At 54.1% G+C, this 25,125-nt stretch carries 21 protein-coding genes; 10 read left to right on the plus strand and 11 right to left on the minus strand.

Features of this window, described 5'->3' with window-relative positions; genetic code table 11:
- The first annotated feature begins 59 nt into the window (after window positions 1-59).
- The 4 genes from J9777_RS08315 (at window position 60) to J9777_RS08330 (ending at window position 7,289) form a co-directional block, all read left to right on the plus strand.
- Complete coding sequence (locus J9777_RS08315; protein ID WP_209348247.1) at window positions 60-653, plus strand: Ig-like domain-containing protein; 594 nt, start codon at window positions 60-62, stop codon at window positions 651-653.
- Window positions 654-704: 51 nt separating this feature from the next.
- On the plus strand, window positions 705-1,172 hold the full coding sequence (locus tag J9777_RS08320; protein WP_209348248.1) for a hypothetical protein: 468 nt from the start codon (window positions 705-707) through the stop codon (window positions 1,170-1,172).
- Window positions 1,173-1,226: 54 nt separating this feature from the next.
- Window positions 1,227-5,540: an RHS repeat-associated core domain-containing protein gene (locus tag J9777_RS08325; RefSeq protein WP_209348249.1), complete on the plus strand. Its 4,314-nt coding sequence runs from the start codon at window positions 1,227-1,229 to the stop codon at window positions 5,538-5,540.
- Between the two features lie 294 nt (window positions 5,541-5,834).
- Window positions 5,835-7,289, plus strand: coding sequence for an RHS repeat-associated core domain-containing protein (locus J9777_RS08330; RefSeq protein WP_209348250.1), 1,455 nt, complete (start codon window positions 5,835-5,837; stop codon window positions 7,287-7,289).
- A 393-nt stretch (window positions 7,290-7,682) separates the two neighbouring features.
- Here the strand turns inward: J9777_RS08330 and J9777_RS08335 are convergent, their stop codons facing one another.
- The 10 genes from J9777_RS08335 to J9777_RS14815 all read right to left on the minus strand — a co-directional run bounded on the left by J9777_RS08335 (window position 7,683) and on the right by J9777_RS14815 (window position 19,281).
- Window positions 7,683-8,054, minus strand: coding sequence for a TrbC/VirB2 family protein (locus J9777_RS08335; protein WP_209348251.1), 372 nt, complete (start codon window positions 8,052-8,054; stop codon window positions 7,683-7,685).
- A 3-nt stretch (window positions 8,055-8,057) separates the two neighbouring features.
- On the minus strand, window positions 8,058-9,026 hold the full coding sequence (gene virB11 / locus J9777_RS08340; protein WP_348631982.1) for a P-type DNA transfer ATPase VirB11: 969 nt from the start codon (window positions 9,024-9,026) through the stop codon (window positions 8,058-8,060).
- 2 nt (window positions 9,027-9,028) lie between these two features.
- Complete coding sequence (locus J9777_RS08345) at window positions 9,029-10,078, minus strand: TrbI/VirB10 family protein (RefSeq protein ID WP_245228547.1); 1,050 nt, start codon at window positions 10,076-10,078, stop codon at window positions 9,029-9,031.
- Window positions 10,065-10,784: a TrbG/VirB9 family P-type conjugative transfer protein gene (locus J9777_RS08350; RefSeq protein ID WP_209348253.1), complete on the minus strand. Its 720-nt coding sequence runs from the start codon at window positions 10,782-10,784 to the stop codon at window positions 10,065-10,067. The genes J9777_RS08345 and J9777_RS08350 overlap by 14 nt, the downstream gene beginning before the upstream one ends.
- 8 nt (window positions 10,785-10,792) lie before the next feature.
- A complete protein-coding gene (locus tag J9777_RS08355; protein ID WP_348631960.1) occupies window positions 10,793-11,533 on the minus strand; it encodes a VirB8/TrbF family protein in 741 nt (246 codons plus the stop codon).
- Window positions 11,530-12,741: a type IV secretion system protein gene (locus tag J9777_RS08360; RefSeq protein WP_209348254.1), complete on the minus strand. Its 1,212-nt coding sequence runs from the start codon at window positions 12,739-12,741 to the stop codon at window positions 11,530-11,532. Before J9777_RS08360 ends, J9777_RS08355 begins: the two co-directional genes overlap by 4 nt.
- Window positions 12,741-15,131: a VirB4 family type IV secretion/conjugal transfer ATPase gene (locus tag J9777_RS08365; protein WP_209348255.1), complete on the minus strand. Its 2,391-nt coding sequence runs from the start codon at window positions 15,129-15,131 to the stop codon at window positions 12,741-12,743. Before J9777_RS08365 ends, J9777_RS08360 begins: the two co-directional genes overlap by 1 nt.
- Window positions 15,110-15,397: a VirB3 family type IV secretion system protein gene (locus tag J9777_RS08370; RefSeq protein ID WP_209348256.1), complete on the minus strand. Its 288-nt coding sequence runs from the start codon at window positions 15,395-15,397 to the stop codon at window positions 15,110-15,112. Before J9777_RS08370 ends, J9777_RS08365 begins: the two co-directional genes overlap by 22 nt.
- Window positions 15,398-15,963: 566 nt before the next feature.
- Complete coding sequence (locus J9777_RS08375; RefSeq protein ID WP_209346778.1) at window positions 15,964-16,272, minus strand: hypothetical protein; 309 nt, start codon at window positions 16,270-16,272, stop codon at window positions 15,964-15,966.
- A 96-nt stretch (window positions 16,273-16,368) separates the two neighbouring features.
- The gene (locus J9777_RS14815; RefSeq protein WP_209348257.1) at window positions 16,369-19,281 is read right to left on the minus strand and encodes an autotransporter outer membrane beta-barrel domain-containing protein; all 2,913 of its coding nucleotides are present in this window, start codon (window positions 19,279-19,281) and stop codon (window positions 16,369-16,371) included.
- 133 nt (window positions 19,282-19,414) lie between these two features.
- Between J9777_RS14815 and J9777_RS08385 the strand changes: the two genes are divergently transcribed.
- The 6 genes from J9777_RS08385 (at window position 19,415) to J9777_RS08410 (ending at window position 23,955) form a co-directional block, all read left to right on the plus strand.
- Window positions 19,415-19,612, plus strand: coding sequence for a hypothetical protein (locus tag J9777_RS08385; protein ID WP_209348258.1), 198 nt, complete (start codon window positions 19,415-19,417; stop codon window positions 19,610-19,612).
- 103 nt (window positions 19,613-19,715) lie between these two features.
- Entirely contained in the window at window positions 19,716-20,420 is a 705-nt protein-coding gene (locus J9777_RS08390) for a hypothetical protein (RefSeq protein ID WP_209348259.1), read from the plus strand.
- 33 nt (window positions 20,421-20,453) lie between these two features.
- A complete protein-coding gene (locus tag J9777_RS08395; protein ID WP_209348260.1) occupies window positions 20,454-21,092 on the plus strand; it encodes a response regulator transcription factor in 639 nt (212 codons plus the stop codon).
- The gene (locus J9777_RS08400) at window positions 21,064-23,025 is read left to right on the plus strand and encodes an ATP-binding protein (RefSeq protein ID WP_209348261.1); all 1,962 of its coding nucleotides are present in this window, start codon (window positions 21,064-21,066) and stop codon (window positions 23,023-23,025) included. Before J9777_RS08395 ends, J9777_RS08400 begins: the two co-directional genes overlap by 29 nt.
- Window positions 23,026-23,130: 105 nt before the next feature.
- On the plus strand, window positions 23,131-23,313 hold the full coding sequence (locus J9777_RS08405; RefSeq protein ID WP_209348262.1) for a hypothetical protein: 183 nt from the start codon (window positions 23,131-23,133) through the stop codon (window positions 23,311-23,313).
- A gap of 153 nt (window positions 23,314-23,466) precedes the next feature.
- Window positions 23,467-23,955 (plus strand): DUF3617 family protein, encoded by a 489-nt coding sequence (locus J9777_RS08410; RefSeq protein ID WP_209348263.1) that lies wholly within the window; start codon window positions 23,467-23,469, stop codon window positions 23,953-23,955.
- A gap of 206 nt (window positions 23,956-24,161) precedes the next feature.
- On the opposite strand, the gene J9777_RS08415 is transcribed toward J9777_RS08410, so the two are convergent.
- A complete protein-coding gene (locus J9777_RS08415) occupies window positions 24,162-25,121 on the minus strand; it encodes an alpha/beta hydrolase (protein WP_209348264.1) in 960 nt (319 codons plus the stop codon).
- Window positions 25,122-25,125: the final 4 nt, after the last annotated feature.

The raw sequence follows: 25,125 nt of genomic DNA on the forward strand, positions 1-25,125 counted from the left end.
ACATAGCAACCCAATAATTGATCCTTTGCATGGTATACGCTTTGAGGACGGAGTTGATTATGCACCACCCGCGATTGCTCGCATCAACGGCCATTGTGCTCGTTCTAGGTACCACAAGCGTCTGGGCACAGAACAATGACAAAGAGCACGAGTATGACTCTCTCGGGCGGCTAATTGTTACAGAGACCACAACGGGTGCAAATACAGGCGACACGCAGTCATTTTGTTTTGACGAGCTTGGAAACCGAGTTGATTTTAAGTCGAGCGGCGACGGAACAAAGCTGAATTGTTCTGGCACCTCGCCGCCTCCGCCTCCGCCGCCACCTCCTCCGCCACCTCCGCCGCCGCCGCCACCTCCTCCGGGCAACAATCCGCCCAACGCGGTCGATGACAGTATCTCAGGGGCATGCGGGGTAAACGGCTATATTGGCGTCACGATCAATGACAGTGATCCAGAGGGCAATACGCCGCTGACTATCGTATCGATAGGCCCGCCGTCAGGCGGCACGGCTTCAGCAGCCATGCACACATCGAGCTGGGTCAAAGTAACCTTTGGTCCTGCAAGTGATGTCACAGACTTCACCATCACTATTCAAGATTCTCTCGGCGCAACCGACACGTCCATTTTGACGGCATCGACTTCAAGCTGCTGACGGCCGGTGCGGCTTCGCAGCCGTGCGTTACAATCAGTTTAGGAAACCAAAATGACCCGAACTACTCTCCTCACGACAGCAGGTTGCTTTACTGCTCTGGCGATTGCTGCGTTTTCTGGCGCGGTTGCGGCGCAGGATAGCGCGGAGCAGGCAGCTCCAACTGCAGAAGATGCGCCAATATGTATGTCGAGACCGCTCAGCGATGTGAAACAAGTCAGCCGCGAAAAGCACGGTCAGCCATTTCGGATTTTGACGACCGAACGCACGGCCAGAGGCTTAGAAGCCAAAGGCTTTACGCGTGTCGATTGCGTCACAGCAGATCTAGTTCAAGCCGATAAGAAGAACGCTTGGCGCGACGAGATTTGCGAGCTTGCAGCCACTGGAAATGAAGCAGTCCAGAACCAGCTTGAGAAAGCCTATGGCGAGCGCCCTGCTGTCCTGTGTACAGGCGCAGAAATGGCCGCTGGTATGTGGGAAGGCCGCAATAAGCCGAAATCCAAGCCTCGATCTGAAGAATGAGCGCTGCCGCTCCATGACCGTATCCCATAAGTTTTCTGACGTTTGAGGCTACCAATGCGCACCAAGTCACTCTTTCTCTCAACAGCCGCTATTCTCCCGGCGATCTTTGTAGCCGCGCCATTGGCGGCGCAAAGTATCACATTGGATGCGCCGCCTGTTCGTCAACCGCTCGATGAGAACGGCGTTGATCTTTCAACTGGTGATATTGTTGTTCCATCATCGACAGTAGCCATCGGCGGAAGCGACGGTCTGGCCCATACGAGCGTGCGCGTACCTAATGGCTGGCGGCACAATTATATGCTGTCGATTGCTATGGAACCGGATTCTGCTGGTGATCTCTATTATGTTCAGCTTGGCGGCAGCACGCGGCTGTTTCGGCAGAATGGCAGCAATTTTGATCCTGAAGGTGCAGAGCTTGGCACGCTAACGGAGACCACAAACGAGTTCGTTTACACCGGCCCGCGCGGCACTGAGTTTCGGTTCAGCAAGACCTTGGTTGCCAATGGCGAGAGCTATTACGAAGCCGTTGAAGCCATCGGCACTCAGATCACGGTGCCGAACGGTCAAAAAACAACCCTCACCTATCGCGGTGACAGCTACGCGCTGAGCGGTAGCACGATCTACACCGTTCGCCTTCAATCGGTGAACAACAATGCGAGCTATCAGCTCAAATTTGATTATGAGACGGAAACGCTGAGTTCCAGCACGGTCAATGATTGGTACAAGATTGAGCGCGTTACCGCGATTAACAATGCCGAGGAATATTGCGATCCGGTGGCGGATAATTGCACGCTCACAGAGACATGGCCGTATCTTGATTACGAAACTGTCGGATATGTCGAAAACGGCGATCTGCGGCAGAACAACAAGGTTACCGACATCCTTGGGCGCGAAGCGCAGTTCCATACGGGCGGAACCAGCAAGCTCATCAAGGTCAAACGCCCTGGCGAAACTACCCCGGGTATGGAAATCACCTGGCAGGGAGATCGCGTTGCTAGCATCACCCATCAAGGGCAATATACGCGGACCTATAGCTGGGATTTGCAAGGTACAGAGCTAGAGGCGGAATCGACCGACTCGCTTGGCCGGACGCGAACGATTGTAACCGATATCGACGAGGCAGTTATCCTGAGCGACGAAGACGCGCTCGGGAACAAGGTCGAATATGCCCATGACACCGAAGGGCGTGTATCTGAAGTTACTGCGCCCGAGGGCAACAAGACGGTCATCACGCGCGACCTTCGCGGACGGGTAACAGAAGTCCGGCAAAAGCCGAAAAATGGCCCTTTGGCCGACATTGTCACCACTGCAACCTATCCGGTCCTCACCAGCGGTGCATCATGCGCCAACGCAGTTACCTGCGACAGCCCGCTCTCCACAACCGACGCGCGCGGTCACACTACCGACTACACCTACGACCCGGTACATGGCGGGGTGCTCACGGTGGAGCTCCCCGCAGCTGGCTCAGGCGAACCTCGTCCCAAGAGCACGTTCACTTACGCGAGCCAAACCGCGAAGATCAAAAGCAGCTCTGGCAATCTGGTTTTGGCTGCCGACCCCATCACCAAGCCAGCCAGTGTGTCGCGCTGCCGGGTCGGCGCAAGCTGTGCGGGCACGGCGGATGAGCAGGTGATCGAGATCACCTATGACAATACAGAGGCCGAGAACCTGCAGCCCTATCAGGTTACCGCCAAAGCGGGCGACGGAACGCTCGCCCGGACAAGCACCACTGAATATGATCATCTTGGCAATGTGCTGACCGTTGATGGCCCGCTTGCGGGCACCGTTGATGTGGCGCGTAATCATTATGACGATGCTGGCCAGCTTATCGGTTCGGTCTCTCCCGATCCGGATGGTACGGGATCACTCAACAATCTGGCGACGCGCCTCACTTACAATGATGATGGTCAGGTTACCGTTCGCGAAAGCGGATATGTAGCCGGTCAGACAGAAGCGGATTGGGCCGGGTTCACAGTCGATACCAAGGCGGTCACCACCTATGACGAATTTGGCCGGGTTGAGACTACGGCGCAGGTCGCGACCAGCGGCACCACACAATATTCTATCGCGCAATATAGCTATGACTACGCCGGGCGGCTCGAATGCACCGCACTGCGCATGAACGCACCGCTGACGACAACAACGCTTCCGAATGACGCCTGTACCGCCATGACAGCGGGCACGCATGGCGATGATCGGATCACCCGCACTTATTACGATGCAGCAGACCGCGTGACTGAAGTTTGGTCAGGTGTGGGCACGGCGCTCGCGCAGCAAACCGGTGAGTATTCTTACACCAACAACGGCGCTGTCCGTTGGATGGAGGACGCAAAAGACAACCGCACGACCTATTATCAAGACGGGTTCGACCGGAATTATCTGATCCGCTATCCTGATCCCGCCAATCCGGGCACATCATTGGCGGGCGATCGCGAACTGGTCGCTTATGACGCAGCCGGAAACATCGCTTGGCACAAAAGCCGTCGCAATGAGCACATAGCATTCACCTACGACAATCTAGGGCGCCTGACGCGCAAGAATGTACCCAATCGCACCGGCCTCAGCACTACGCATACGCGCGATGTCTATTATGGCTACGACCTGACAGGCGCGCTGACCTATGCCAACTTCTCCAGCCCAACTGGAGAGGGTCTCAGCTTTACCTATGATGCGCTTGGGCAGTTGGTCAGCGCCACCACCGATCTGGATAGTCAAAGCCGCACTTTGTCCTATCAATATGACGATGCAGGCCGCCGCACCCGGATTACCCATCCTGACGCTGCCTATTGGGAGAATGTCTGGGATCATACAGGCCGCCTCACCAATCTGAAGGATCAGAACGGCGTCAATCAGATCACCCATCAGTTCCAGCAAGCCGGCCAACTCGCAAGCAGAGCGCGTGATTTGACTGCGCCCGATGACACGTTCGATTTTGACGCGGCCAAACGCCTGGACGAGATATTCACCGACGCCACTGGCACCATCAACGATGTCACCCGCGACTGGACCTTCAATCCAGCCGGCCAAGTGCATGAAGAAGACATCGACAACAACCAGTTCGCAACGCACGCACTGCCGATATCGGATGTTGATTACACCGCCAACGGTCTCAACCAATATACCGATATTGAAGGGTTCAATCAGAGCTATGACATTAACGGCAATCTGACCGTCTCCCGCCAATCCGATGGCCTCGGCGGGACGCTCTCGACCACCTATGTCTATGACACGGAGAACCGTCTGGTCAGCATGAGCGGTGCCAGCAGCGCGACGCTGACCTATGATCCGTTCGGCAGGCTCTACCGCGTCACAGACGGGGTCACCACAGATACACGGTTCCACTATGATGGCGATGCTCTGGTGGGCGAGTACAACGCCTCTGGCACCATGCTCCAGCGCTACATCCACGGACCCGGTGCAGGCGATGACCCGCTGATCCGCTATCCCGGCAGCAGCACCGCGCGCAACGATGCGCATTACCTCTATGCCGACCGCCTTGGCTCCATCGTGATGGAGGCCAAGAATGACGGCACCACCACCGCGATCAACACCTATGATGATTACGGCGTGTTCGGCCCCGTCAGCGGGACCGAGAATGTAGGACGGTTCCGTTATACTGGGCAGACGTGGATACCCGAGGCAGGCCTCTACTACTACAAAGCCCGCATGTACTCGCCCACGCTAGGGCGGTTTATGCAGACTGATCCCATTGGGTATAGCGATGGGATGAATATGTATGCCTATGTCGGCAATGATCCGGTGAACTTTGTGGATCCAGTTGGCAACAAACGGATACCGGTTGCAGTTAATTGCCGTGAGGCAAGGGTCACAGTCGATTCTGCTGGCGGCAAGCTGATCATTAGGAAGCGAGGCCGTATTTTTGTTTGCGAAAGAGGTTATGTAGAAATTTCTGATGGAATTTTCAGTGACTTAACTACTGCACTTTTACAGCAGTTTGACGTAACGTTTTCGGGAGGGGCAAAGCAGGCAGAAGATATCTTGAAGAAAACTGCAAAGCAAATGTGTGAATCATTCATTGATTCTGGAGGCGATGTAAACGCATCAATCGCTGGTGGTGTGGGAGCATTCGCCTCTGGAGCAGTGGGTGCTCTTGCCGGAGATAAGCTTGGTAACGCCATGACTGGAAAGCTCGAGCGTTTTGGACGAAGTTTGGGAAGAAGAGGCCCGGTGATTGGTAGCTCTCTTGGAACTGGCACTCGTGCGGCGGCTACCGGTGCAAGGCTTGGTCGCGCGGGCGGCGTCCTTGGAGCAGGCTTAGGTGCTTTAGCGGGTTATGTTTATAGAGATGAGATCGCTGAGGCTACAAATGACTTGAAAAATCTAATATGTGGACCAACAAATGAATGATAGGATAAGATACAACTTCATTATTGCTATAAACAGCATAGCGTTTCTTATTCTATTTATAGCAATATTTTTTGCATTAGATAAAATAGAGGCAAATAGCTTTATTTATGGTTTATCTGTGATGGGTGCGGGATCTTTATGGGCCTTATTTCACTACAAAATAAAGGACTCTAAAACGAGGGATAACGATTGATTTCGGAGTGTTTTTGACCGCATGTTACTCCAATCCACACCGACGCCTCTGGCACCATCAACGATGTCACGCGCGACTGAACCTTCAATCCGGCAGGCCAAGTGCATGAAGAAGACATCGACAACAACCATTTTGCAACGCACGCGCTGCCGATATCGGATGTTGAATACACCGCCAACGGTCTCAACCAATATACCGATATTGAAGGGTTCAATCAGAGCTATGACATCAACGGCAATCTGACCGTCTCGCGCCAATCCGACGGCCTCGGCGGGACGCTGTCGACCACCTATGTCTATGACACGGAGAACTGTCTGGTCAGTATGAGCGGGGCAAGCAGTGCGACGCTAACCTACGATCCGTTTGGACGGCTCTACCGCGTCACCGATGGGGTAACGAGCGACACGCGGTTTCATTATGATAGAGGTTCTCTTATCGGCGAGTACAACGCTTCGGGCACCATGCTCCAACGCTATATCCATGGTCCCGGTGCGGGCGATGATCCGCTGATCCGTTATCCCGGCACCAGCGCCGCACGCTCTGACGCACACTATCTCTACGCGAACCGGCTTGGCTCCATCGTAATGGAAACCAAGAATGACGGCACCATCACTGCAATCAACACCTATGATGATTACGGCGTGTTCGGCCCCGTCAGCGGGACCGAGAATGTAGGCCGGTTCCGCTATACCGGACAGACATGGATACCTGAGGTCGGTCTCTACTACTACAAAGCCCGCATGCTCTCGCCGACGCTCGGTCGCTTTATGCAGAGAGACCCAATCGGGTACGCTGATGGGATGAACATGTACGCCTATGTCAGTAATGATCCAGTGAACTTCATTGATCCGACAGGACTAAAGATGGTGTGCGTCTTCCCGAAGCCCAAAGGAGCACAAGATTCTAAAAGGGAATGCGAGGCCAGGAGAGGTAAATGGGTCGACTCGAATGCAATAGTTGTAACTGCCAATACTGGCGATAACGAGATCACTGTGTATGGCCATCGTATACGAATTGGCGGCCTCGGTCCTGGAACTTACTCCATAGGCCAAGGCGGTGTGGCCGTCGGGAAATTCAAAATTGTTCCTGAAGAACCAGTAATTGATCCTGACCTAGTATTAACAATATGCAAAGCCGCCTTCGCTCCCGATGGTCAAGCTGCGGGAACTTTGGAGCTCGGCGTGGCTGGTTCAACGCAACTCGGTCCGATCGGTGGAGTTTTTAATGGAGGTGTGGTCTTTGACAGCGCTGGGAACGTTGGTTTAATCGGGGAGGCTGGTCCGGCGGTGGGTGCCGGATTTGGTGGCTTATTTGGTGGTCGTATGGGATTTTCAAACGCTTCAAGTATAGAAGAGCTTGCAGGCCCGGCAATCGTATCCAGTACGACTTTGGCATTTGCTTCGGGTGGAGCAGTTGACATAGGCTATGCGCCTGGATCAGATGTTATTACTGGCGGATTCACAGCAGGTTTGGGCGGACAGTTCAGCGCCTCGAGTGCAGTAACCCAAACGGTCGTCATTCCGCTATTTGATGTTTCTGATTTGTTTGGATGCTAAGATCATGAAGGGCCAGTTTCGAAGAAAATTATGTGTTGCAGGTATTGTATATGCCATTCTGTGCGTTTTTCTTACGCTTTTTCTTCAATCTGTATTTCTATATAATGAATCTTATATGATTTCCCGCTTGGGTTATGGCAATTATCTACAAGTTCGTGGGGCAGTAGTGTATGTTAGTGACACTCAATGGTGGATGTTCAAAATTTCCACTTATTCGAGCTTTCTAATATTTGTATTTGCAATTTTTTATTTAAAATCACGAAAGTAATTTCGTATTAAGTGGACCTTGCGATCCTCACGATTAACGAGGTATGCCGACCAATAAATAAAACGTCGACAAAATACATGAGCAATCAGTAGCCCACGTCAAACTGCCTAGATCCGGCCGTAGCGCTATCGATCATCACGCAGCGATGCGCCTCCATACGGATTGTAATCAGACGGTCGCAATTCGTCACGCGGACCAAGCTCTTCATTAGCCGCCTGCATGACTGGTGGCTGTATCGGCTCGCTAGACCTCAACCCCATCAGGGCAGCCGCGATAGTCGGCGCTCCCAACAGCAAAAAGCATCCCAGCACCACGCGCAATCCTTCGCGCACCGCCAGCCGACCGGACAGCAGCATGAACCCGACAAACGCCACAGCCAGAACGCAAAGCCCGATGGCGACACTTCCGAGGAGCGTACTGGTCAACCAGTCAACTGCGTCCTGGAGCGCATTCGTCCTAGATGTTTTGAACAGTGTTGCGGAGAGTACCGAAAGCATAGGTTACTCCGCCGTCAATATCTGGGACACTCGCCGCTTACCATCCCGACGCTCCAACTGAACGAAGACATCGATACTCTCACGCACATAATGCCGGACATCGTCGCGTGAAAGGCGTGAGCCGGTCTGAAGGACCAGCAACGCAAGCTGCTCGATAGCGCGCTGCGGCGTATCGGCGTGAATGGTCGTTATCGATCCAGGGTGGCCGGTATTGACCGCGCGCAGGAAGGTGAAGGCCTCACTGCCGCGCAGCTCACCAAGAATAATCCGGTCGGGCCGCATTCGTAGCGCCGCGATTAGCAGGTCCTCTGCACTGACATCGGCTTCCCCCATTTGCCCGCGCGCCGCGATCATTCCGACAGCGTTGCGATGGGTTAGTTTGAGCTCTTCGGTGTCCTCGATCAGGATCAAACGCTCATTTTCGGGGATCTCTGCGATCAGGCCATTGAGGAATGTGGTTTTGCCGGTCGAAGTGCCGCCCGAGATCAGGATATTGCGCCGGTTCACTACCGCATTGCGGAGATACTCAACTGCTTCTGCCCCGCCCAGTGTGCGATACTTCTGCTCCCGGTCGATCGCCGCCTTGCCAGCTTCCAATTGCTGGAAAGCCTCGCCATCTTCCCAATCCTTCAGCGACATGCTCGACGCCACGTGCCGCCGTATTGCGATCACATGGCCAGCGCGAGTGGCGGGCGGCGCAATGACTTGCACACGCGATCCGTCAGGCAATGAGGCAGACAGGAGCGGCTGATTACGATTGATGCCTTGAGAGTTTGCCGCCGCGATCTGCCGCGACAGGCGACCGAGCATCTGCTCGTCAAGCGTTTCAATTCTCTCAACAGCGATCCCGCCACCAATCGATTCAATCCAAACCTCACCCGGCCGATTGATAAAGATATCGGTGACGTCGGCGCGCGCTAAAACCGGCGCTAGCGGTGCAAGAAAACTGTCGAGATAGTACCCGGTTTCCACGGTCAAAAATCAACCGTAGAGAAATCGAGATCACGCGCAACGAAGACAGACACGCTCGTGCCGTGTTTGACCTTAAGCGTGCGCTGCACCTGATTGCCGTTCTGAATCTGCACGTTCTGGGTGCTGCCGGGAAGGGCAACTACGACGCCGCTACCAACCTCTTGTGTGGCAAGCCCTACGCCAATATCCAGTACCGATTGAAGGATCGCACCACCGAACCTCTGCAGGAACTTGCTATCCACTTTCCCCTTCACACCAGCCCTACCAAGCGGATCAGATGAGGGTGAGTCGAGCGCAATCGTTACACCGTCAGGCCGGATCAACCGTGTCCATTGAATGAGTGCACGGTTTTGCCCTGCAGCCAAGCCAGAATCATACTCGCCATATAATCGGCTTCCACGCTGGATCAGAATACGGGTGCCGTCGAAGCTATATATATCGCGTTGCACCAAAGCGCGCGCTGCGCCGGGGCGGGTGGAATCCAAGGCTGTTTCGAGCACTGCCGGGATCACTGTCCCCTGCGGGATAGTTTGCGAGGGCCTGACGAAACGCTCAGCCTTAACCCGGTTTCTGGCTGCTCCTTCCGCCTGCGCAGATTGGCCGTCATTTGTTTGGAACGCACTGTCGAAAACCACCGACGGCCTTTCAGGCTGATAAACCGGAGGAGGCGCAGTCGGTGGAGCAAATACGGGCGATTGTACTCGTGGATAATTGACCGGTGGTGGAGCTGCGGCAGAGACCGCCGGTAGTGCTGCTATGGGTTCCAATCTACGTAAGCGCACTGGACGGTCTTCCAATTCGGAAGCGGCAAGCAGTGATTGGGGGATAGCGAGTGCTGGTGGAGCCGATATTCTCCCTCCCGTCGCTTGCGACTTGATGGTGCCGGGCGGAGCATTCATCTCGGCACGGTTCGCACTCATCGCTGTGAACAACCAAATTCCGCCCACCACTAGCAATATGCCAAACGCCCACGCGCCCAGATTGCTGGTAGCTTTGTTTGCAACAACTGGCAGCGCATCATTGGCGGAGCCGGAGGCTTCAGGACTCGGCATTGTCTGGCTCCCGATTACGGCGCGCGGTGGCCTTCTCCTTGTCGATCCGGAAAACCAACTCCGAATAGACTCTGTCGATGACAAACACGCCATCGCGCATGTAACCGTTCACGACTTCCTCGTCGCCGCTAGGCCCGATCGCGAAGACAGCCGGCAAAGCCTGCTCAGCACCGAATAATATTCGGGTTCTGATACCGTCATCGCTGATTTGAGCAGGGCGCACGACGCGGTCTCCTTTCAGGCGGTATGTCCATAACTTGCCGGTCGGCTCTGGTTCGACATATGCAGCATTTGCTCCAGTCTCTGCGAATGTGAACTTCACCAGATAGGCGGCACTCAAACTAAACGCCGTTTGCACGCTGAAAAGATAGTTACGCCGATTGGTCTGAACCAACATGCGTGCGGCAACATCATCAACTTGGGGAATGATTAGAAGACTATCTTGTTCTGCCGAGACGCGCACATCGACGTGGCTCTCATTCTCAACGGAGACGCGCCGGATCTCTTCACCAGGTTCGAGCAAAACGGTAAGCCCTGTTTTTGGCAGAGCGGTAAGAATTACCTCCTGTCCAGCGCTCCAGGCAATGGACTGGATGCGGGGGTTTTCGGCGCTTGGGACGGGCAATACCTGTGCGGCGAGCGAGGTAGTAAACAGAACCGCATAGGCGGCACATAAAGGCGCCAGATGGAAGAGGAGCCGTTTCACTCTGCCAATCACCGTGGCACCTCAGTTTCGACCACATCTTGTAATGCCTGCTCTCTAGCCAACTCGACTTTGGGCAACGTCTCAGCACTGCGTCGGTAACGAGTGACCTGAAATCCGAGCGGGTTCACAAACCGGTCGGCCTCGCTCATCTCGGCCGTCGAGAACTGATAGTCGATGACCGCAGCCCAATATTCCGGGGGCCTGGCCCGCCCCGTCTGGTCCGTTTGCGTGGTTGTAAAGCGCACCATCGAGCGATTTGCACCAAGAGAGGAAATACTACGGATATCAGTGCGGATAACTCCGTTGCGGCTCATGAATGATAATGGGCTCAGCGGGTTACCGGCCTGCATCAGATCAATGTAGCGCTGCCGTTCAGGGCCGTTCGTTTGCAACGTCACTTTGCGATAATTGTCCTGCAAGGCATCCAGATCGAAACCTTCGCGGGCATTTACATATTGGACAAGGAAAGATCGGGTCAGTGCGGCATCCGCCGCCACCGTTTGTTCATCTAGCGGTGCCAAGCGTTCGACATTGCCGGTCTGCCGGTCCACCAACAGCGTATATGGTTCGACAGTTTTTAGCGGAGTCAGAAAGACCAGCGCAATAGCCTCCAGGAGCGCAATCGCACCCAGCAGTGCAGCTACCAGCCACGCACGCCGGCGCGAGCGTTCCAGATCGTCTGTAACGCTTTGAGTCCAGCTTTCGGATAGCTCAACCGCGTCAAGATCGGTGTCGCGCGAATTGCTCACGATTGGCGATCCCCCCGCAGTGATTCAAATGTGTTTCGCCTTGCAGGGCGGCGATATGAACTGCCTAGCCGCTCCTGCTCACTCGTCGTGTTGGCTATCGCTTGAGGTCGATCACTTGCGACCTCCTCCATACTATCAGCCGCTAGGGATCGATGCGTCAATCGGCGCATTTCCGTATTCTGTTCGCGCTTGATCACCGTTTCGACGTTGTCTGCAATGCGCTGCACCCGCGTGGGAACAATACTGTCACCTGCATCAGCGATGACGGGAACTTTGGGACTAAACAGGTTTGCTGCCTGCTCCCCCGCATAGGTCGGCACGCTCATCCAGCCGCGAGCAAATGCTACCTTCGCTAGCAACCAAATCATCGCGAACTTGACAACGAGAAAGGCTGAAGAAATCGCAAAGAGCTCTATCGCAGCGGATGGAGTAGCGTAGCCAGCGACTCGAACGCGAAGTGCATCGGCCAGCCACGGTTCCAAGATCGAGAGTTCGACCAGCAATACGATAGTCACACCGATGGAACCGAGCATCGAAAGTATAAGGCCCTTTATCCAACCCGAGAATAGCCCTCGCGTTGCTTCGAATAAGAGCAATCCTGCTGCGAGCGGTGCCAAAGCCAAAAGCAAAGCAGCGACAATCCTAATCAATACGAGAGAACCCATTATTCCCGAAAGGTAGAACATTCGGCCGTATCCGATTGCAGTATCGTCTTGCAGCGATGTGCCAGCGAATGAGGCTCCGGTTTCCCCCCCTTCGAGCGTGACGCCGGTATTCCTACCAGTCCCCAGCTCCGCCAGCCTAACCATCGCGGTATCGGCCTTCTGCACGCGATCCGCCAAGCGCTCGCTTTGGCCTACCAATGCAGGTGCGGCGACAATGCTGGTCACCTGAGCTGGGCCGTCGACGACGACATCATGAACAACGGTTCGGAAAGCAGGCCATGAAAATGCTAGCGTCAAAACGATCCCGATCTTGAGCAAATCGAATACCACGTCCCGGCCGCCCGGCGCCGGACCAAACAACAGCCGGAATGCAAATAGTGCAATAAACAGCGTGAGCAGACCGAGCATCACATTCGACGCAAGCGATCCCGGTTGTCCTAGCGCTTGATAGCCATAGCTCCCCAGAAATTGGGCTTGACAGTCAATGTGGTCGATGACGCGCACCAAGAAGCGGTCACCGGTGAGGATCGTCGGACACGCCATCAGGCTGCCTTCTCAATCAGCAGATGCATCCAGTTTGCCGGATCAGTGCCTGTTTTACCGACCAGCTCGTCAAACAAGCGAACCGTACTCTCACGCCCAGAAAGTATGGTGAGAAGCTCTTGCTCACCGCTTAGATTGAGCCGCGCTACCACGCTTTCCTTCCCATGCTTTATCAGGAAGCAATGCGAGTTGTCTGGTAGGGATCTGACAAGTTCAAACTCATGCGGACTCAGGCCGAACCCTTGAATGTAATCCTCTGCCCGTGCCTTCGGATTGATCATGAATATCTGCGTCGCGGCCTGCTCGATGATCGCGCTGGCGATCTGGCTTTCCAGTGCGTCCTGCGCACTCTGGGTTGCGAACCCGACGATACCGTTGCGCTTTCGGATAGTCTTTTCCCAATCCTTGATCTTGCGAACAAACACAGGATCATCGAGCGCCTTCCACCCTTCATCGATAACCAAAATCGTCGGATTACCGTCGAGACGTTGCTCCACGCGGTGGAAGAAATACAGCATCGCGGGTGTGCGGGCGACCGGGTGGTCGAGAATGGCGGTCATGTCGAACCCTACAGTAGTTGCGGTCAAATCGGTAATATCTTTCGGATTGTCAAACAGCCAGGCATGCTCCCCATCGCCAAACCATGGCTTTAACCGCGAATAGAGATCGCCCGACATTGGCCGATCTTGCCCTCTGCATAATTCAGCGAAGTGACGTAGCTGCCGCATCTCTTTGGGTTGCGCAAAATTTGCCTCAAGCGCATCGCGTAGCTGCTCTTGCTCTGCACTCGTCACTTCACCAACCAGCAAAGCCAGCCATTCCTTAAGAAACGCCGCATTTGCCGCGTTCTTGCGAAGCTGCAGCGGGTTCAGCCCAGACTTAAACGCGGGATCAAGTCGGTCGTAATTTCCGCCGATTGCCCGGATGAACAACTCGGCACCGCGATCCTTATCGAAGAATATCGTACGCGGCTTATACTTCTGCGCCTGTGCCAGCAGGAAATTCAGGACCACTGTCTTGCCGGAACCGGACGGCCCGATCACCGTGAAGTTGCCGAGGTCTTTCTGATGAAAATTGAAGAAATACGGCCCGGCTGCGGTCGTCTCGAATAACGTTACCGCCTCGCCCCAATGGTTGCCATGAACCTTACCAACCGGGAAATTGTGGAGGCTAGCGAGGCCCGCAAAATTCGTCGTCGAGACCATCCCGCGCCTCGGCAAATAGCGAAAGTTCCCGGGAAACTGAGACCAGAAAGCGGGTTCCAGAGCGATATCCTCACGCACTGCATTGATGCCAAGATCAGCCAGCAATGCGATCACTTCGGCGACCTGCGTATTCAGCTTTTTGAGGTCATCGGCGTGGATTGCAATCGTTGTGTGGTGCTCGCCAAAACCAGCACGGCCAGCAGCAACCTCGTCCTTCGCGCTGGTCAACTCGTCACGTAACGACAAAGCTTCGTCTTCTGCCGAACGCATCCGGCGCAGCGCCAGATTCATCCTGCCGAGCGCTTGGCGGCGTTCAACGAATGCGAAGCTCTGGCTAACATTGATCTCGAATGGCAGTCGGTAAAGCTCGTCGAACATGCCGGGCATGGTCTGTCCGGGATAGTCTTTGATCGAGACGAGCGCCACAAACCGTCGTTCTAATGGGCCTGTGGGGGCAAGTTCGACCGCATCCTGCCCAAAGCTGATTCTCCGCGCCGGAATATGATGTCCGAGGTCGCCATGTGGCACCGCAGCGGGCCGCATATCTCCGTTATACAAATAGGAAAGAAACTCGAGAGGCTCCGATCGCTCGCCAGACGAAGTCTCGTAACGCGACAAGAGCTGCGGATCATATGCACTCAGAGACGCCATCAAAGCCTCTCTGGCACTATCCAGCGCGCGTTTCTCAGCGGCGATCACGGCAGCAGCGTTATGGGTAGACTTGGCGAACCATCCTCGGACCCGCTCTGCCAATCCGATCTGCCCTTGCAGCGGGCGGCGGATGATTGTGACGAACAGCTCATTCACATAGAGATGCTTTGCACTCAGCCGCTCTCGCCAGCGTTGGTCGAGCTTTTGCGAAAAATCGTCGATATATTCGCCATCAAGGGTGACATCAGCCCGTCTGCGAACGACATGATGGTAAAGAGCAAAGCGCGAACTACCCACAGTCCGCAACATTGCATCACGCAATTCTGCGCGGTAGTTCAATTCATCACTATCGGCCGTTTCAAACAGCAAACCACCCAGACGAATTGTCTGCATCAACGTGCCATCGCGGGTTTCGATAGTGGCATCGTCCAAATGCCGCGCATATGGCAAATGCGCGCCTGCCGGCGTTTCGTTCGCGATTACTTTGGAATCACGCGTTAATGCTGGAGCGATCAGGGACGATAGGAATTGCATCGCCACATCCTGTAATTCTTCACTCTCGGGCAATTGCGCACGCGAGTAATCCAAAGGTCAAAAAAGCGCGGCTCATGCAGACATAGCAACATGGCAACGCCGTGAAGCGCTAGCGCCACTAGCAAGACCCATAAGCTCTTAAAGATCAAAAACAGCTCGACGGCGATAATCACGTTGAGCACGAAGAATGTGAACGTTACACCGGCGAACATCTGCGGACGCGTCAGCGCCACAAACAGCGTATCTCGCCGCAATTCGTTACTCATCGATTCTTCCCGCCCTCATGTCGGCAGACACTGCCTTAGAGTCGACCTTTCTGGCAAGTCACGATGGCGATGAATTTGGATTTCGCCCGATATAGCAATTGGGCATTGAGCCTAAAGCAAACTTCTTTGCGCAAACCGACAAGGCTCGCTTCGAGCATCGAGGCGGTAGGTGGTGTTGTTTCATTGACGTCCGCTTTCCACCCCACAAGCAGTCGCTGAGAGGTTATGTTGCCCATGCTGGTAGCTGACTGGCCGCTAGTTAGGATATGAAGCTGGGAGCGGTCTTTCTGCCAACGACCCAATTACGGACATTCAGTTATTGTCTGGACTTAGTGTGGGTTTGGCCGTGTTCTCCGAGGCCAAAGCAATCAACGCTTAAGACGGTAGATTGCTCATCTATCTCGGGAAATAGATGAGCACTTGAGACCAAAAAAGGCCGTACCTCACAAATGAGGTACGGCCAAGGTTACACCACGGTACTGGGCCGCATTGGTGCGTTCATTTGAGTGCGAGCCAATCGGGCATGTCGCAGGGATCAAGGACAACAGCCTGCACGCCGACAGGCGTTAGACCAACAGTCCGGCCAGCAGACCAAAGATTGACGCTATAATCATGGCGCTCAGAGACATCCATTTGTCCGCTTTTGCGGCATCACGAATGACTAGGAAATAGGCGGCGAGCCACGGCACCAGCGCAGCTGTGACTGCGATTCCAGCGATTTGCCCAACTTGGAAACCCTCATCAAATGGAGAGGCAATCGGCGAGATGTCAATCGAAGCAGCTTGAACAAATGCAACCAGCGCAGCGATCACGCTGCCAGCAGTTGTCATCGCTGCGACCTTTCCGTGTTCCACATGCTCACTAGACTTTGGCACTGTTGGTTCCTCTTATGTGTCAGGATGTTTGAGTTGGACACGGTCTGATCGCCTTGCCTTTCCAGACAATCAGACCGTGCGTAGAGAGTTTCTTGGTCAGAACCCGAATGAGATCGACGCGCGGATACCGGTGCTGCGGAAGTTGTCAGCGCCGATCCCATCGTGGAACGCGCCCAAGCTAGCTCTGAAGCCGCGTCCAGATAGCGCGTCGAGGCCGCCTTCGATTCGAGCTCTTAGCCCGTCATCAAGCACATTGTTGATGTTTGTACCGAAGGTGTAGATGCCTTCGACCTCACCAAAGGGCCGAAGTGTCCATCCACTATCGAGTTCAATAATGTGATGCACACGCGGACGGAAGCTGATGTCGCCTTGGCCCACCGATTGTTCGGGAATGAGGACATTCAGACTATCGGTATAAGCCAGTTGCTTCTCGTCGAGATACCGGATCGTGACCTCTGGCCGGATCTGCGTGTCCCTGCCTAACTCGAACTGCCCAACAAGTGACCCACTATAATAACTGCGGCTTGTATCGAATTCATCGATATAGGTCCCCAATGGCGATACACGGTTGTTGGATTTGCCCCAACCGGCACGCACTTCCGCGAACAACTCGGGTGCTAGACGGACCATGGCATAGGGCCCGACCAGCCAGCCACTACCTTCCGCTTCACCAGCCTCCAGATCATCACGATCATTGAAGTCGTCAAACTCTGCCAGGGCGCCGAGCAAGAGATTGTTGCCAATCCGGTAGTCGGCACCAACGTGGAATATCCGGAAATTGGCGCGCTGATTGCCAAGCCTTGCCTTTGTAAAGAAGGCCTCGCCCCAGATATCGAACGGAGCGCCTGCTCGATCCTGTGCGCCTGTTGCTGCCCTTGCCTGCGATAGGCTGGTCGAGGCACTGGCCTGTCCGCTACTAAGCGACATCGCAAATGGCAAAGCGCCCGAACCGGGGATTGGAACACCATAGGCGGTGGCCGTCCCCGGTTGCGCCTTGGCTCCGTCGAGCCGGTCCAGCCTGCGTTGCAGATCAGGCTGGTGCGACATGATTAGCGCATTACGCCCGGTCAGGAAGTCGGCAATTGCCGTGCTTGCCGCTTCGCGCGAATTGACCGATGTGAACGTGCACACCAAATCTTCGCTGGGCGACAGTTCAAGGGCAATTGACCGCGCAGACAGGTTTGCGACAGAATCGGCATCGTTGCACGAAATGTCAGTCACCGCATAACCTGATGCGGCTAGGTCGTTTACCGAGACCGTATAGGAGCCGGCCGTCACGCTGCTTGCGCTGATTTGGCCTGCGCCATTCGCAGTATTCACAACGCCGTTCAACGCCGGGATTGATGATGTGAATGTGACCGGTGTGTCGCCGCCGATAACGCGCTGTACAATCGTTACCGTCCCCACAGCGCGAACGCTGATGGTAACGGTATCGGCCACCGAGTCTGCCTGACCGTCGCTCACGATGAGGCTAAAGACCAAATCCTCATTGCCATTGACCAGGGGGGCAACAAATGTTGGGGAGGCGCCGCTCCCACCGGTCAATGACACTGGCGTACCTGATATCTGGGTCCAAGTGTAAGTAAGAGTATCGTTTTCAGGATCGCTCGAAGCAGAACCATCCAACGTAACCGTCTGTCCGCTATCAATCGGGCCTTGATCAACGCCAGCATCCGCAATTGGAGGCGAGTTGGCGAGGATCGTGATGTCGACTTGATCAGTTGGAAATGCGCCGGTGGCCGGAGGCGTGCCATCATCAACCGCCAATTCGAATGTTAAAGTTTGTGCAAGACCAGTAGGTGTCGGGGCTGTGAAGGTTGGGCGATCCGTATTTGCGCCCACCAAAGTCACTGTTGGGCCTGCTACCTGAATCCAAGCAAAGGCGAGCGTATCGCCATCCGCGTCGCTTGATCCAGTCGCGTCAAGAGTGACCACTTCATTCCCGAGAACAGTCTGATCTGGGCCTGCGTCAGCTGTCGGACCGGCATTGGCAGGGACGGTAACATCGACCGTATCTGCTGCGGAGTTAGCTGTCCCGTCATTCGCAATCAGGCTAAAGGTCAATATCTGTGCGGTATTCGTCTTTGGCGGAGCGATAAAACTCGGGCTAAGCGTTGTTGCTGAAATGAGCGACACTGACGGGCCAGCAATCTGTGTCCACTGATAAGTAAGAGGGTCTCCGTCGTTGTCGTTCGCCGATCCAGCCAAAACTACTGTGGCACCAGGCAGGGCAGTTTGATCAACTCCAGCATCCACCGTTGGTAAGGCGTTTGTGGCCACGTCGACGCTGACCACTTGCTGGGCTGCACTCGATGCGTCGAACGTATCCGTCACCACCACTTCAAATGTCAGCGATTGAACGACGTTGATGCCAGAAGGAGCGGTGAATTCCGGAGTGGCAGTGCCTGCTCCAGTCAAAGTCACAAGTGGACCGCTGATTTGTCGCCAACCGAAGCTCAGCGGATCACCTTCCGGATCATTGGAAGCTGTTGCATCCAGTGTCACTGTGGAACCACCCGCAACGTTTTGAGTGGCTCCCGTCACCGCGTTGGGAGCCTGATTGCCAGCTACCGTTACTTCGACAACATCCTCCGCGCGTCGATTGCGATCATCGGTCGCACGCAATCTGAACGAAAGAACTTGTGGGAGGGGGCCGCGAACCGGCGCTGTAAAGCTAGTTGCTAGAGAGTTTGTGGATGTCAATGTTACCGGTGTTCCGCCAACTTGAAGCCACTCTATCGTGAAGGGATCCAATTCCGGATCGCTTGCCGCGCCTGTGAGGCCGACATTTGTCCCACCATTGACCGTCCGATCAAGCCCAGCATCAACAATTGGAACTTGGTTTGGAAGTGCTTGAGCACATACCCCTCCCGCCGCTTGAAGAAGGTTGGCAGGAACGAGCGCTGATGCAACGACTGGCCCGATACCGCTACCGCTCCTTTCGTTGATTACAATCTCAAGTGGTCCGCCGCTTGTGTCCGGATTGGCAAAAACTGTCGTTGTGAACACGCCTGCGTTGGAGCCTACGGGTGTACTGATAAGTTGTCGCGAAAGAACCCTGCTTCCGCTTCGTGTCCCTACGGCGTAGAAATCGGTACCGTTTCCGTCATCCGTCACGGCCGAGACAGTCGCAGAAAATTGAATGGCACAAATACTTGATGAGCCGGAAACTGATGTAACAACGGGTGTCGTGGATGTTATTGCGAGGGCGTCACCGCCGCTCAAGGAAAGCGCAATCAGCGACGTTGCCGTCATGAGTGATTTGCGCGGCACATTTCGTATGTTGAAACGACTAAAGTTTGGAAACATTGCACTTCCCGACTTGCTGAAGACAGGCTGACGCTAGACTTCGATGTTCGGTGGAAGAATACCCCATTCGAGGGATGTTGGTGCCACCTGATCAGCGGTATCCGGCCATTAAGTAAGCAAACAAGGAGCAAGTAATGTCACCGCGCGCCGTTCTAGCAATCTCAGGATTTACCGCCTTAATCCTCGCCGCCGCAGGTGCTCAGGCAAACACTTATCGAAAGGTTGATAGCGACGGAGTTGGAAACTGTGTTTTCTCTGATCGTGTTCTTAACAAGGGAGCCGAAGGGGACGCGGCCTATCGCGCTTCAAAGGTGAATTTTTCTGAGGGAGAAGATGTCTTTGTGCGTTGCTATTTTGCTAAGCCGCTGGGGGAATACGCGCGCAGTGGCAAGATTAAGAATAGCTTACGGGAAGGAGAATATTACGCGGACTTAGAACTGCGCAGTCCGACGCGTTCATCCCAGGGGCCGGATATTGTTGGAGGCATGCAATTTGACTATGCCCCACATGAGGCACGGCTAAACCAACAGAGGTTTGATATAGGCTCCGTAACGGACTGTGACTTTAGGCTGCCAGCATATGATGCTCGTGTGTGGGGTGTCGGTGAGGATCGCTGCCCTAATCTCACACAACTCACTCGCGCGGTTGGGAAGAAGCGCAACGCAGCCTTCCCTTTCACTGCCAAATATTGCGTCAGCGTCATGGTACAATTCGCAGACGTTGTTGACGAACGCCGAGAGCTCGATGGCAACACCAACACAATCCGTGTTCAGCGATCACCTAGGCTAATGAACCATCGCTTATCGGAATCTTGCTTCGATTACACGGTTTCATCATAATGCACACCCTGAAGGGTACCCAGAAATAGTGTGATGACATACCAGGTAGTAATCATTGAAGATAACGTTGTTGTTCGCGAGCATCTGAGGGAAATGGTGAATCGTATCGAGAGTTTCTCGGTCGCGGGCGAAGCGGACAGCGTTGTCGCCGGATCAGAATTGCTGGATACGGCTCCAGACGTGGCCCTTATCGACATCGATTTGATTGATGGTTCAGGCCTTGATTTGATAGCCAAAGCGCGAGATGGCTGTGCTACTAAAGTTGTTATGATCACCGTACTGGGCGATGAACAAACTGTGCTTAGAGCGTTTGATGCTGGCGCGGACGGGTACCTCTTGAAGGACGGCCCAGTTGGAAGCATAGAAACTGCTCTGCACGATGTACTTGCTGGACGCTCTCCAATCAGCGCGGCTGCAGCCACTCACTTGCTGCGACGTGTCCGCCGACCGAAGCCCTCCAAGAGCGAAGTTAAGCTTACTCCTCGTGAAATTGAGTTGCTACAATTATTGGCGAAAGGGCTGAGTAATGCTGAGGTTGGCGAGTGCATGGGAATTAAACCGCTAACGGTTGGCACTCACGCAAAAACTATTTATCGAAAGTTGTCTGTCAACAGTCGCACCGAAGCCGTATATGAAGCGGTCAATGAAGGGTTTATCAGGTTTGACGGCTGATGAGACTGCGTTGGTGGATGTAGAGCGTGAACGTCGCACCATTTTTGATCAAAGATGGGTGTTGGCTCTTGGCTACATTCTAGCGAGTCAATTATTGTTCTGGCCGCTGCTGATAGGGATGGAGCTTCTTTCTCGGCCGTCGGGTTCAGCCGCGCCAGAAACCATTTCGATGAGCTTTCTGGACAGAGAGCACCCTTCATTTGCCCAGCCTGTTCTTCTGCATCGCGATGCAGTCCCGAGCTATTCGATCAGCGACCCATTCCCTCCTGAAGAGGCAGAAAGAGTCGCGTACGTTCATCGTTTCGACAATATTGAGTCCGGCGAGGATATGGGGCTCTACATGGGCTGGGTTCGGCGAATAGTCGCAATCGAAGTCAATGGAACGACGGTGCGTCAGCAGACGGGTATGGATCATTGGGGGGTGTTGGGCGGTTTTGAAGCGACCGCTTTTGTCATCCCAGCTGAAATCCTTGAGACTACCGACAACGAACTCCGTGTGATCGGAGAAGGACGGAGTCGCAAAGTTGCCCCTGCTATCTACCTGTCCTCACCAGAAGACGTCCTCACGGCGGTGTCGTGGGGGCGTTTGTTCGATGTCGAACTAGCGATTGCAGCCGTCGCTGTGATGGCAATCGTACTGTTGATAGTACTCACTGCACAATGGCCACCGCTTGATCGTTACCGGATGAACGGATTGGCTGTATTGCTCGCTGCGTGGATTTTTAAAAATTTGGCCCATCTGAACATTGTAGAACCGACGTCAGATGATTGGCGAATGTTTTTCACGTTCTTAGTCATCTTTATCTTCCTCGCAGCGTTATGCTTTTTCTTGCTCAGATGGATCCGCGCGAGGAGGTATCTTACTGGTTGGCTGTTGGCCGCCCTCTCGTTGCTCATCGCCGCGCTGGCAATCTTGAATATGACCGCAGAGCCAATTGTGTTTTTCCGAACCGCATTCTGGACCGAAACAGTTTTCACCTCAGTCATTTGCGTCGTCGGAATGTTCGCTTTGGCTTGGAAAGCAGCGGGGCGAAACGGATTGATGGCGGAATTCAACGCGATTGAAACTCTGCTCTTTTTAGTGTCGATTAGTGTGATTGGGTTTGACGCAATTGACGACCAGTTCGATGTAATGTTGCCATTTTTCGATGGTCTGGCATTCGTAAACTACAAATCACCAGCATTCGGGATTATCCTCGGGCTTGGCTTGTGTGCGACATTGGCGGCTCAGGCCACAGCAACCCGCAATCTTACCCGCAAAGCAAATCTGGAACTGCAACGCCGTGTTGATAGGCAGTCTGAAAAACTAGAAGAAAGTTATCAACGGACACGATCACTTGAGCGGGACAATGCGACCAATGACGAGCGGCAACGCATTCTGCGCGACATGCACGATGGTGTGGGCTCACTCCTGCTTGGACTATCAATGCAGATCCAAAGCGGCCGGCTAGGTATGGACGAAGTCCATGACGGCATTCGCAAGGGGATAACGGATCTACGCCTAATGGTCACAGCGATGGATGGCGTTGGCGACGATTTGATTTTTGCTATTGGGGCTTTTGTACAGCGTGTTCGGCCCGATTTAGAAGGTGCCGGAATTGGTCTTACGGTTGACATTAACCTGCCAGCCGACGGGCCAGTTATGTCTTCGCGCAAGATATTGAACTTGTATCGGCTTCTGCAAGAGTGTATCGCAAACACAATACGTCACTCTGGTGCGGAGGCTGTAACAATTCGCGTCGAACCAGAATGCTCAAACCCTTCGCTGGTTCGTATTACCGTTTGCGATGACGGACACGGCTTTGATCTTGATTCACATTCTGCAGGTCGAGGAATTGCAAACGTTAAGCAGCGTGCCAGAGCTATGGATTCAGAACTAGAGATTCGTAGCGATTCTCAGGGGACCTGCATCACCATCAAGCTATCCGAATAGTGCCAAATCACTTGGCTCTACCTTATACGCGGTATTGAGAAGTCCTTACAGGTTGGGCTTATCTCACTCCTTAGATTTCATAGCGATTTATGATGGAGCTTCAAAATGTTGACATTCGGTGGAATAGGTTTGGTTGGCGCGGGTATCATTTTCACCTTCTTTGCAGACAAGATCGTTTCCGACCCCGAACTAGCGAAGACAAGAAAAAAGCAAGGCCCCTTGTTGGCTTTGGTAGGGGCTGCATTCCTGATTGCAGCAGTCTTACTTGGCTCAGTGATCGAGCTGTAACGCCGATCATCGTGCAAGACAGAATAACCACATCGAAAACAGCAAGCGCATTGGTACGCTAACCATGAGCGGGTTTAGAGAACCCTCTCACCAGCTAGGCTACCTCCACCCAACTCAACGGCGCCAGCCGAAAACACTTTAAGGAATATCGAAATGCACATTACCAAATTGGTAGCCACGGGCACTCTGGCATTGCTCTTCGCATCTTGCGGGAGCAATCCTGATGCAGGCGAAATGCGTGCTGGTAAATGGCAGGTTTATGTCGGAATAACCGAATTCGATGTGCCGGGGGCGACTGACGAGCAGAAAAAGGTTCTGGAAGGGACGAAAGGCGAGGTTCTCTCAGGGGAGCAATGTTACAGCGAGGAGCAGGCAAAGGCAGGAGTAGCAACGCTTACCAAGGAGTTTGAGCAAGGCAACGAGTGCAAAATGGGCGATTTCGCAAATGCAGGTGAACAGGTGACAGGAACTCTCACGTGTACCATGGATGGTGGAATCGAGACCGACCTAGCGATAACGGGATCGATCGCTTCGGACAAATTCAGGTTAGAAATGGACACCGAATTCATTCAAGACGACCTGCCAAATGGCAAGGCAAATATGTCGATGGAGGTGGTTGGAGAGCGATTGGGCGATTGTTAAAAACAAGCAATTGCCAATGTCCGCTATCACCCCCAATGTCGGTCATTGAGCATCGGCTAGAACTGGGCCGAGAGCGGAATGTCCGCTTTGAGCAAGCCTAGCAGAAAATGCTGCCGTGCGATTTCAATCGAGAGGCGTGTTGTTCGCCTTCATCGGAGCGATTGAACATCTGAATTCACCTGGCGGCACCCATTTTGCCTAAATACCTATCCGGCTTCGAACAGCCATCGAAGAATGCGGGTCTCCAAGGCCAGAGCTTTCTCCGGAGGTAGCGACCATATGTCATGGCCCATGCCTGCGATCTCCCAATATATGAATGTGTCGGTCGGCTCGAGATTGGCTGCAAGCTTCTGGGCAGATTGAACAGGAGCGCCGGAGAGATCTTCGGCTCCGTGCACCATCAGCACCGGGCGGGTCTCGTTGTGCAAGATGGGAGTTAGGCGTGTTGAGAGCCTGCTACGCCAAGCCCTGTAGGAATTGTCTTCACCTGACCAATGTTCGGTCCATGTCGGGTTTCGATCAATCGCGTCAAATTGCTCGCGCAGGCTCGCCACGCATCCTTCGCGATCTTCGACCTGGCCTTCAGCGCAAACCCAGAAGTCCTCAAAATGCTCTTGCATCGTGAAGCCGCCACCGACCCCTCCAAATGCCAGACGGCTGATCTTGGGATTATAGGCAAAGAGCTGTGTGGCAATGTCCCCCCCGTCCGACCAACCGAAAACCACCAGCTGTCCATTCCACCAAGAAATCTCTCGGGTAAGCACCTGCAGAATTCTCAGATGATCGAGAACCCGTTGATCTATTGCATAATGCTCCATGAATGTGTCTGAGCAATCATCTGATGCAGCCTTCGTCGCTGGAACGCCGCTCTTACCGACTACCAAGCGTGCGTAGGCGATGTCGGGATTGCCAGAAGGCGCTAGGAGCTCGCTGAAACCGGCACGCTTGTGACCGACGCAGCCCGATCCATCGATCACGATAAGCAACGGGAGCTTGCCGCTTTCTGTCGATGGTCGATCAATCGTGTAAGCTAGCTGCCGGCCGTCAGTTGCCTCTACCACTCCATCTTCGCTCAGATATGCTTGAGCGAGGGCTTGCGTTGCCGAGAGCATGAATGTGCAAAGTACGGCTAGTGATGTGAAGCTGTGAGTGAATATGCGGATCATAGGA

This window comes from Pontixanthobacter sp. CEM42 (assembly GCF_017812015.1).
Classification (GTDB): Bacteria; Pseudomonadota; Alphaproteobacteria; order Sphingomonadales; family Sphingomonadaceae; genus Pontixanthobacter.

Excerpts from the sequence above, each read along its gene's own strand:
- J9777_RS08395 (WP_209348260.1), top strand. The coding sequence starts at position 20,454 with ATGACATACCAGGTAGTAATCATTGAAGATAACGTTGTTGTTCGCGAG.
- J9777_RS08370 (WP_209348256.1), bottom strand. The coding sequence starts at position 15,397 with ATGAGTAACGAATTGCGGCGAGATACGCTGTTTGTGGCGCTGACGCGT.
- J9777_RS08385 (WP_209348258.1), top strand. The coding sequence starts at position 19,415 with ATGGCACAAATACTTGATGAGCCGGAAACTGATGTAACAACGGGTGTC.
- J9777_RS08390 (WP_209348259.1), top strand. The coding sequence starts at position 19,716 with ATGTCACCGCGCGCCGTTCTAGCAATCTCAGGATTTACCGCCTTAATC.
- J9777_RS08315 (WP_209348247.1), top strand. The coding sequence starts at position 60 with ATGCACCACCCGCGATTGCTCGCATCAACGGCCATTGTGCTCGTTCTA.
- J9777_RS08415 (WP_209348264.1), bottom strand. The coding sequence starts at position 25,121 with ATGATCCGCATATTCACTCACAGCTTCACATCACTAGCCGTACTTTGC.
- J9777_RS08410 (WP_209348263.1), top strand. The coding sequence starts at position 23,467 with ATGCACATTACCAAATTGGTAGCCACGGGCACTCTGGCATTGCTCTTC.
- J9777_RS08365 (WP_209348255.1), bottom strand. The coding sequence starts at position 15,131 with ATGCAATTCCTATCGTCCCTGATCGCTCCAGCATTAACGCGTGATTCC.
- J9777_RS08405 (WP_209348262.1), top strand. The coding sequence starts at position 23,131 with ATGTTGACATTCGGTGGAATAGGTTTGGTTGGCGCGGGTATCATTTTC.
- J9777_RS08345 (WP_245228547.1), bottom strand. The coding sequence starts at position 10,078 with ATGCCGAGTCCTGAAGCCTCCGGCTCCGCCAATGATGCGCTGCCAGTT.
- J9777_RS08320 (WP_209348248.1), top strand. The coding sequence starts at position 705 with ATGACCCGAACTACTCTCCTCACGACAGCAGGTTGCTTTACTGCTCTG.
- J9777_RS08400 (WP_209348261.1), top strand. The coding sequence starts at position 21,064 with ATGAAGGGTTTATCAGGTTTGACGGCTGATGAGACTGCGTTGGTGGAT.
- J9777_RS08335 (WP_209348251.1), bottom strand. The coding sequence starts at position 8,054 with ATGCTTTCGGTACTCTCCGCAACACTGTTCAAAACATCTAGGACGAAT.
- J9777_RS08360 (WP_209348254.1), bottom strand. The coding sequence starts at position 12,741 with ATGGCGTGTCCGACGATCCTCACCGGTGACCGCTTCTTGGTGCGCGTC.
- J9777_RS08325 (WP_209348249.1), top strand. The coding sequence starts at position 1,227 with ATGCGCACCAAGTCACTCTTTCTCTCAACAGCCGCTATTCTCCCGGCG.